Annotated in this window: 5 protein-coding genes; all 5 read left to right on the top strand. The window is 67.9% G+C overall.

Annotated features, from left to right (window positions below; all coding sequences use genetic code 11):
• A partial coding sequence (locus QZ607_RS25745) for a nitrogenase component 1 (RefSeq protein WP_295889131.1) occupies positions 1-246 on the top strand: 246 nt, incomplete at its 5' end.
• 102 nt (positions 247-348) lie between these two features.
• Complete coding sequence (nifT, locus tag QZ607_RS25740) at positions 349-567, top strand: putative nitrogen fixation protein NifT (RefSeq protein WP_295889129.1); 219 nt, start codon at positions 349-351, stop codon at positions 565-567.
• 52 nt (positions 568-619) lie between these two features.
• Positions 620-808: a DUF362 domain-containing protein gene (locus tag QZ607_RS25735; protein WP_295889127.1), complete on the top strand. Its 189-nt coding sequence runs from the start codon at positions 620-622 to the stop codon at positions 806-808.
• Between the two features lie 216 nt (positions 809-1024).
• Positions 1025-1750: a dinitrogenase iron-molybdenum cofactor biosynthesis protein gene (locus QZ607_RS25730; protein ID WP_295889123.1), complete on the top strand. Its 726-nt coding sequence runs from the start codon at positions 1025-1027 to the stop codon at positions 1748-1750.
• A 108-nt stretch (positions 1751-1858) separates the two neighbouring features.
• Positions 1859-2131 carry a DUF6129 family protein gene (locus QZ607_RS25725; RefSeq protein WP_295889120.1) on the top strand — a complete coding sequence of 91 codons (273 nt, stop codon included), beginning with the start codon at positions 1859-1861 and terminating at the stop codon, positions 2129-2131.
• Positions 2132-2226 lie beyond the last annotated feature (95 nt).

The raw sequence follows: 2226 nt of genomic DNA, 5'->3' as shown, positions 1-2226 counted from the left end.
ATCGGCAACAGCTACGGCAAGTTCATCCAGCGCGACACGCTGAAGAAGGGCAAGGAGCACGAGGTGCCGCTGATCCGCATCGGCTTCCCGATCTTCGACCGCCATCACCTGCATCGGATGACGACCATGGGCTACGAGGGTGCCATGTACATCGTCACCACCCTGGTGAACGCGGTGCTGGAGCGCCTCGATGACGAGACGCGCGAGATGGGCGTCACCGACTACAACTACGACTTGGTCCGCTAGGGAAAGCATCGAGTGACGAGGAGCGAGTGACGAGGAAGTCCGCTTCCCACTCCTCCTCGAATCTCGACCCTCGACACTCGTTACCCGGACCTGGAGTCAGCAATGCCCAATGTGATGATCCGAAAGAACGACGCCGGCGGCCTGCTCTTCTATGTGGCCAAGAAGGACATGGAAGAGACCATCGCCAACGTCGAGACCGATACCGCCGACGCCTGGGGCGGCGCCGTCGAGCTCACCGACGGCTCGCGCTGGTACATCGACCCGGTCAGCCCGCGGCCGAGCTTCCCCACCACGCTCAGATTCAAACGCGCCGAGGACTGACAGCGACCCGCCGCCGTCATCAACCCGAGGCCACCGACACAGGAGACCTGCTATGTCCCTGCAAATCATCCGCGACCTCTGCACCGCCTGCGGCGACTGCGAGTCCGTCTGCCCCACCGACAGCATCAGCCCCTTCAAGGGCGTCTACAAGATCGACGCCGAAAGCTGCACCGAGTGTGACGACGCCGATCCGCAGTGCCTGGATGTCTGCATGGAAGACGACTGCATCGTACCGGCCTGACACGCCAGGCCGGCGCCGCCTCGGCAACCGGACGCCGCGGGCTTGGCCAAGGAAGGCCGCGCGGCGCAGACGATCCGGCAGGATGACCACGGCACGGGAGATCCACAGCGCAACGCGCCCCGCAGCATCGCCAGGTCGCCTCCCACCACCACGCCTTGATCCCGGACCCAACCCGCGGGGTCCCACCCCCACCCGTTGCCACCGCAGCCGAGACCCATGCGCATGAACGACGCCCAGAACCCACACGTGCTCTCCGAGGACATCGCGCTGCGCATCGGCCTCGCGGCCCGCGCGCTGCCGGACACGGACCCTGCCCGCCTGCTCAAGGTGCTGGCGGACGCCGTGGGCCTGCCCCCCACCGTCGCCCAGCTCGATGGGCTGACCGTCAAGCAGCTCAAGGCCGCCGCCGACGGCGATCTGGCGGAGGTGGATGCCGACAGCCTCAAGGCCGCGCTCGCACTGCTCAAGGGCCAGGGCGCAGACATCGAGCCGCCGCCGCCCCTCGAGGCCCCGCTCACTGAGGCCGAGGCCCCCGCCGGCAGCATCCGCGTCGCCTGCGCGTCCAACGGCGGCGAGCTCCTGGACGGCCATTTCGGCTCCTGCCGGCGCTTTCTCGTCTACCAGGTCGCCGCCGGCACCAACCGGCTGGTGGACGTGCGCGACATCGACGACAGCGCCGCCGACGACAAGAACGCCCACCGCGCCGCACTCATCCAGGACTGCCAGGTGCTGTTCGTTGCCAGCATCGGCGGCCCCGCCGCGGCCAAGGTGGTGAAGCGGGACATCCACCCGGTCAAGTTTCCGCAGGGCGGCAATGCCCGTGAGCAGGTGACCGTCCTCGCCGGGCTGCTCGCCGACAAGGCCCCGCCGTGGCTCGCCAAGATCATGGGCCAGGATACGGACGACCGCGTACGCTTCGAGCGCAGCGCCGAGGAAGCCTGAGCGCCCATCCAGCTCGCTCGTGACACCGCTCCTGCGGTGTCACGCCGCGCCCCGAGGCCGAATCCCACAAGCGCCTTACGCACCCACACCCGATCGACGCCGACCCCAATGCTCACCGACGAATTCCTCGACCAGGTCACCACCATCGTCACCCGCGCCGGCCTGACGGCGGACTCCGTCGCCGCCCTGCGCCAGGCCTTCCCCGACGTGCACTTCACGCATTGTCTGGATGACGACATCGGCGCCGGCATCGACCCCTACCGCGAGGCCGACGGCTTCAACCTCTATCTCATCACCGGCGCCGAGCACTGCATCTCCTTCACCCGCAGCCAGGAGGGCGCCACCGGACTGGTGCTCGCCGAGGTCACCGAGGACGACTGAGAGGTCGTGAAGAAACCTACCGACCTGCTGCGGACGCCTCCGGACGCGCCATGCGGCGTTGCAGGGAGCCGAAAACCGGGTCACGTAGAACGACT

The sequence above is a fragment of the uncultured Thiohalocapsa sp. genome, assembly GCF_913063425.1.
In the GTDB taxonomy this organism is placed as follows: domain Bacteria; phylum Pseudomonadota; class Gammaproteobacteria; order Chromatiales; family Chromatiaceae; genus Thiohalocapsa.
This window is presented reverse-complemented; position numbering and strand designations above follow the sequence as displayed.